This is a genomic window from Streptomyces sp. NPDC050422, assembly GCF_044458665.1.
Classification (GTDB): domain Bacteria; phylum Actinomycetota; class Actinomycetes; order Streptomycetales; family Streptomycetaceae; genus Streptomyces.
Genome location: NZ_JBITIE010000042.1, coordinates 26,139 through 32,267, shown reverse-complemented (window position 1 = coordinate 32,267; position 6,129 = coordinate 26,139). Strand labels below are relative to the sequence as shown.

6 protein-coding genes and 1 pseudogene are annotated in these 6,129 nt (G+C 68.9%); 3 read left to right on the top strand and 4 right to left on the bottom strand.

Annotated elements, in window-relative coordinates; translation table 11 throughout:
• From ACIBJG_RS37785 to ACIBJG_RS37770, 4 genes and pseudogenes are all read right to left on the bottom strand, one after another.
• Nucleotides 1-168: pseudogene (locus tag ACIBJG_RS37785) on the bottom strand (ABC transporter ATP-binding protein); the annotation flags it as partial.
• A gap of 189 nt (nucleotides 169-357) precedes the next feature.
• The gene (locus ACIBJG_RS37780; RefSeq protein WP_399314747.1) at nucleotides 358-852 is read right to left on the bottom strand and encodes a hypothetical protein; all 495 of its coding nucleotides are present in this window, start codon (nucleotides 850-852) and stop codon (nucleotides 358-360) included.
• A gap of 185 nt (nucleotides 853-1,037) precedes the next feature.
• Entirely contained in the window at nucleotides 1,038-1,241 is a 204-nt protein-coding gene (locus ACIBJG_RS37775; protein ID WP_136326921.1) for a cold-shock protein, read from the bottom strand.
• 502 nt (nucleotides 1,242-1,743) lie between these two features.
• Entirely contained in the window at nucleotides 1,744-1,935 is a 192-nt protein-coding gene (locus tag ACIBJG_RS37770; protein WP_399314745.1) for a hypothetical protein, read from the bottom strand.
• 396 nt (nucleotides 1,936-2,331) lie between these two features.
• On the opposite strand from ACIBJG_RS37770, the gene ACIBJG_RS37765 reads away from it, so the two are divergent.
• The 3 genes from ACIBJG_RS37765 to abc-f all read left to right on the top strand — a co-directional run bounded on the left by ACIBJG_RS37765 (nucleotide 2,332) and on the right by abc-f (nucleotide 6,119).
• On the top strand, nucleotides 2,332-2,943 hold the full coding sequence (locus ACIBJG_RS37765) for a GPP34 family phosphoprotein (RefSeq protein WP_399314743.1): 612 nt from the start codon (nucleotides 2,332-2,334) through the stop codon (nucleotides 2,941-2,943).
• A gap of 432 nt (nucleotides 2,944-3,375) precedes the next feature.
• Nucleotides 3,376-3,567 (top strand): hypothetical protein, encoded by a 192-nt coding sequence (locus ACIBJG_RS37760; protein WP_399314741.1) that lies wholly within the window; start codon nucleotides 3,376-3,378, stop codon nucleotides 3,565-3,567.
• Between the two features lie 917 nt (nucleotides 3,568-4,484).
• Nucleotides 4,485-6,119: a ribosomal protection-like ABC-F family protein gene (abc-f, locus tag ACIBJG_RS37755; protein ID WP_399314740.1), complete on the top strand. Its 1,635-nt coding sequence runs from the start codon at nucleotides 4,485-4,487 to the stop codon at nucleotides 6,117-6,119.
• Nucleotides 6,120-6,129 lie beyond the last annotated feature (10 nt).

The window sequence follows — 6,129 nt, the reverse complement described above, 5'->3', positions numbered from 1 at the left end:
CGAGCCCCGCTGCAGCGCCAGATCGACGCCCGCCAGAGCATGCACCGCACCCGGACCACGCCCGTACTGCCGCCGCACACCCCGCAGTTCGACGGAAAGACCGGGTGTGGTGGCCGGAGCCTCCGGCCGGTCGTCCGTCTTCTGCCGCTTGCCGTTGCGTAGCCTCATGTTCCGCCCTTTACGATCATCCAGTGCCAACGGCGTGGAGTGTGCGGGGACGGCTGTGCGCCGGGCGTCATACCCAGGAGCCAATGTGGAGGTGCTACCGCAGTAGGGGCGGATGAGGGCGGGCCCCGGCCGGCCCCGCCGGTGAACCCGCGAAGGGCGGCTCGACGAGTGCAGAACGACGTGCAGGACTCAGACCCCGGCCGTACAGAACACGCACGCCTCCCAGAACGGCAGCGCGTCCAGTACTCGGTGACGTACGCACGAGGCCATCGCCGCTTCCTGCGGCCCGGGCAGGACACCTGCGTCGGGCGCCGCGGTCGCAGGGTCGAAATCCTCCACCATCGCCCGGTACGTGCTCAGGTACGCCTGGGCCCGGGGCGGCTCGTACGTCAGTTCCTCCCACCGGTGGCGGGACAGCGCGAGATCGAGAACGCGCAGCAAGAACCCCTTGGCCGCGGCCCGCTCCTGCGGTGTGTCCCCCCAGTCGAGGTCAGCCAGTCCGAAGCCGACGACCCCGCGCCCCATCACACTCTGGTCCTGAAGCGTCAGCAGCGCGGCGAATCGGAAGTCCCACGGCTCGTGCGCCAGCGCGGACACGGCAAGCATCAGTACGTCCACGAAGACCGTTGTGCCGCCGTTCGTCATCTCCAGGCACCGGCCGTCACCGCCCTCGAATATGTTCATACCCAGAGAGTAGAGAGAACGGGAGACCACGTCTGCGCGACCAACCGCAAGGCCCCGGCTGCCCTGCACGTGGCCGGAGTTCCAGCAGGTACCGGGTGAGCGACCGTCAGGACGGCCGTCGCGTACGTTCTCACCACCCCCGGGCCGTCGGAGCGTGCTCCGGCGGCCCGGGGTCGCCCATGGGGTCAGGCGGAGGTGATGTTCTCCGCCTGCGGGCCCTTCTGGCCCTGCGTGATGTCGAAGGTCACGGCCTGGCCCTCCTGGAGCTCACGGAAGCCGGTGGCGTTGATGTTCGAGTAGTGCGCGAAGACGTCCGGCCCACCGCCGTCCTGCTGGATGAAACCGAATCCCTTTTCCGCGTTGAACCACTTGACGGTTCCGCTGGCCATGCCGGTGCCTCTCAGTCGTTTTCAGGATCCGCACCACACGGACCCAAAGATGCCTGGTCCCACACAGCAAAACGCCCGCGTCACAGCGCGGGCGCTCGAGGAACCACGGCATCTGGAGGTGACGCTACATGCCGAAGCCTGCTGCCACCAGAGATCCTGAGATCGTTGCGGATGTCCAGCGATGGAGGTCACCGCAACAGAGGCACCACGGGCGCATCGACCGACCCCTCGCTCGGACCAAGTCGCCTTGATGTTCAATCCGCAACTACTAGCCCCACGCCGTTCCGTAGCAGCGGAACCGTCCTGCGCAACACAGCAGGACGCGGCCATCAAAGGGTCGACACTGGCCGACTCCGGCGACTTGGGACCGGACACCGTCGCGGGACTCGGCCGGCCCACACAATGAGCCCGGCAGGCCGCCCAAGGGACCCCCGCGGCGGGGCCGCTGCTTGACGCCCGCCACCGCGCCGTCCGGGCCCGGTGCGCCTTCTGCCCACCGGCGTCAGATCAGCCTCAGCAGTCCGACGACGCCGATGTGCAGGGTGCGGCCGATCCGAGCGGCGAAGTCGGCTTTCGTGTCCACGAGTTCAGGGTCGCGCTGCGCCTCGGCAACCGCCTCCGAGGGATGGACGAAGGGGCAGAGACCGGCCGCACAGACGACGGCCCGGGAGACCGGCTCTCGCGCGGCGGGCACGCTCGGATGCGCGGCAGCAGACACCTGCACAGCCGTCGCACCCCCTGGCGGGCGACCGCGACGCACTGTCCGAGCGAGGGCCGGAGCCCGGCACATTCCTCTGCCGTCGGCACCGGAAGACATGTCATTCGCCGCATGATCCGCGTGACGGGCTATCGGGCTATCGGGCTATCGGGCTATCGGGCTATCGGGCAGGGTGCCGCCTCCGGCGATGCGAGATCCCGGCGGCCCGACGGGCCACGAGCCCTGCCGCGACGTCACACTGCGTCCACGCGCGAGAGCGAAGTGTCTCGACCGCCCCGTAAACTGACGTGTGTCCGCTTTGTTCAGGCTCGTCCCTGCCGCCGGTAGCCGGACGACTTGGGACCGATGTCGACATTGGGACGTGCAGCCCTCATGACCACAGCACGAAACCTTCTCGTGATCACCATGGACCGGGCCGGCGATTACCCCGTCAGGCCTGGCGAACTCTCACTCGCACTGGCCGGGGCCGAGCTGATCGACCTGTTCACATCCGGCGCGGTCGAGTTCCGTGAAGACCGCATCGTGCCCGACGCCCATCCCCCCGTGGCGGACGAGCTGCTGGAGACGGCCCACGCATCGCTTCACCGGGTGGAACCGTACGAGTCGATCGGCGACTGGCTATGGCGCCGGGGAGAGGCGCTGGCCGGAGCGTATGTCGCAGCCTTCGAGGCGGAGGGCCTGCTGACTCGGCAGCGCCACCGCGGGCATCCGTTCCAGGCCGGAGATCTGGTCCTTGCAGATTCGGCCGACCGCCAACGGGCGCGGGATCTGTGGTCGTCCGCGGACCCTGTGCTCACGACCCTGGCGGACACCGTGGGAGTCCGGAGCGAGAGAGCGCATGACGCTTCCGCGATGGCCGACGACACCGTCGCGCTCATCCTGGCCACCGTCAGCGACGCCATGCTGGAACTGGAGGCGGAGCGGCAGCGGCGCGACATCGAGCAGCAGGCATTCGACAACGTCTGGCGCGGTCCTGCTGGGTAACGAGCTCCCCGCGCGCTTCGCATGCAGCGCACGTCAGGGTCCGGCCGCGCACACTCCCCCACAGGGGGCCCGCGCAGCCCTGGGCGCCACACCCTCGACGCCGTGGTCGACGGAGAGAGCGGCGGCGCCACGAGGGACACGCTGCAGGCCCACCTGCGCACTCCGACCCTGACACCGACCATGCGGAAGCCCCACCCTCCCCCATCGCCGCCCGGCCCGGACATGGGCCGGCGCGGCGGCCGGCAGTCGGCGTCCCTCGCAAGGACGGGCAGTCACAGGGCCACGGGGCCGCACCAGCGTCAAGGCAAGGCTCAAGGATCACTGGGCGAGCCCATTGCGTCACCGCCTTGACCGGTGACGCAATGAGATGCATCCTGGAATCCTCAAGGCGCTACGGCGCACATCCGCAGGCAACCGAGCGGAGATCCAGCCATGGGCGAACAATCGACAGACAGTGCTGCGGCGGCGCGGCAGGCACGCTTCGGGAAGCTGCCCGAGCGCGTCCGCTACGAGGACATGGCCGAGGACCAGGCGTCCGGCCCGAACGACGGGGCGGGCGCCCGCTACAACCCCGAGGGGTCGTGGAACCACTTCAACTGCCTCGCCTTCGACCTGGGTCTCTAGCGCCTGGGGAGATTCGGCGACCGATGGCTGGGGAACGTCACCCACGGCGCGCCGGACACGGTCCGGACAGGCCTGTGGGACGTGCGTCGACACACCGGTGCCGATAGATGCGTTGACGCTCACCGCGATGAGGCACGAGTTGGGCGCACGTCGACGTTCATACGCGCCCATGGCGGACGAGCTGGGCCTGTCCTCGAGCCACACCTGACGTACTCGAGGGCGGGACGCTCCCGGAATATACCGGCCATATCCGTCGTAGTGCCCGCACAAGCCCCGGATCGGGATCCATGATCCCAGCACTGCCTGCGGCGCCCGCGCACGGTCCAACTCGCCGCGCATCGCGGCGAAGCGGGCCAGACGGGCGCAGTTGTGGTGGGCGAACAGGACATGGCCGACGACTTGACGGGGGCACAGGCCCCTCGTCGAGCACACGTGTGGAGTCTGCACTTTTCACAACCACCAGGATCGTCACCGGCTTATGCGGTGACGGTAGTGGCGCGGCCCTCTTTCGGCTGTCAAGAAGGGGTCGAGGGGCGCGGCGCGGCGCGGCGCGTCACCGAGTTCCCGCATCGCAGCAGGAGCCGCTCACACGTGTACCTCTGCACTTCTCGATGGGGAGCTCGGCACAGCCGGCATGCCCGGATTCCGGCTCTCACTCCGTGCTGCCCCGCGGCCAGGTTCGCCGGAGCGCGTATCCCTCCGCTGTTAAAGTGGATTCGACGCCGACTGCGCGTCGAGCGCAACGAGGGAGTGGCAGACATGGCGGGTGACGACGACATCTCCGGGTGATACCCGGATCTGATCGGCCGTGGACGGGCGCACACAGCGCCACCGTCCTGGCCGCGTCGTCCCGCCCTTTTCCCCTGTCTGCTCTGGGTAGAACTCTGTCTGCCCTCATTTGGTCCGAGGTCGCATTCATGTCCGACACTTCCCTCACCTGCTCGAACCTGTCCTTCGCCTGGCCCGACGACACCCCGGTCTTCCACGATCTGTCCTTCACCATCGGCACCGGCCGTACAGGCCTCGTCGCTCCGAACGGTGCGGGCAAGAGCACGCTGCTCAAACTGATCGCCGGCGAACTCGAGCCCGGCACCGGCTCGGTGTCCGTCGGCGGCACGCTGGGCTACCTCCCGCAGAGCCTGCCGCTGTCGGGCGATCTCACAGTCGCCGAGGTACTCGGCGTCTCGACGGTGATCCGGTCCCTGGACGCCGTCGAATCCGGGGACGTGAGCGAGGAGCACTTCACGGCCATCGGCGACGACTGGGACATCGAGGAACGCACCCGCGCCCAGCTCGACCGCCTCGGCCTGACCGATCTCACTCTCGACCGAAGCCTGACCACGCTCAGCGGCGGTCAGGTCATCTCGCTCGGCCTGGCGGCCCAGTTGCTCAAGCGACCGGACGTGCTGCTGCTCGACGAACCCACCAACAACCTCGACCTCGATGCCCGTCACAAGCTCTACGACGTACTGGAAGACTTCAACGGCTGCCTACTGCTGGTCAGCCACGACCGGGCCCTGCTCGACCGCATGGAGCGCATCGGTGAGCTCGAAAGCAGTGAACTGCGCCTGTACGGCGGTAACTTCACCGAGTACGAACAGGCCGTGCAGGCCGAGCAAGAGGTTGCTGAGAAGAACATCCGCAACGCGGAGCAGGACCTGAAGCGGGAGAAACGAGAGCTGCAGCAGGCGCGTGAGCGGGCCGAGCGGCGAGCGAGCAATGCCGCGCGCAACCTCAAGAACGCCGGTCTGCCGCGCATCTTCGCCGGAAACATGAAGCGCGGCGCGCAGGAGTCCGCCGGCCGGGCGGGGCAGATGCACGCGTCCCGGGTCAGCGAGGCGAAGGCCCGGCTCGACGAGGCGGGGCGTTCCCTGCGCGACGAGCAGCGCATCACCCTGGACCTGCCCGACACCAACGTGCCCGCAGGACGCAACCTCTTCCTCGGTGAGGAGATGCAGGTTCGCCTCGGCGGCCGGGCGGTGTTCGCGGACCAGGGCGCCGAACTGTCCATCCGGGGCCCCGAGCGCATCGCCCTGACGGGTCCCAACGGCGCCGGCAAGACCACGCTGCTGCGCCTGCTCACCGGCGACCTCGATCTGGACGGCGGACGGATCAGGCGGGCCGACGGACGCATCGCCTACCTCTCGCAGCGCCTCGACCTGCTGGACGTGGACCGCACCGTCGCCGAGAACTTCACCGCGTTCGCCCCGGACCGGCCCGAGGCCGAGCGGATGAACCTGCTCGCCCGCTTCCTCTTCCGGGGCGCCCGGGCCCATCTCCCCGTCCGGGCGCTCTCCGGCGGCGAGCGGCTGCGCGCCACCCTGGCCTGCATCCTGTGCGCCGAACCGGCACCGCAGCTGCTCCTCCTCGATGAGCCGACGAACAACCTCGACCTGGTCAGTGCGGGCTGGCTGGAGAGCGCACTGAACTCCTACCAGGGAGCGTTCGTGGTGGTCAGCCACGACGAGCGGTTCCTCACCGAGATCGGTGTGAACCGGTGGCTGCGCCTTGCCGACGGCCTGCTCAAGGAGACGGGGGCGCCCGAGGTGTGAGCCGCCGATG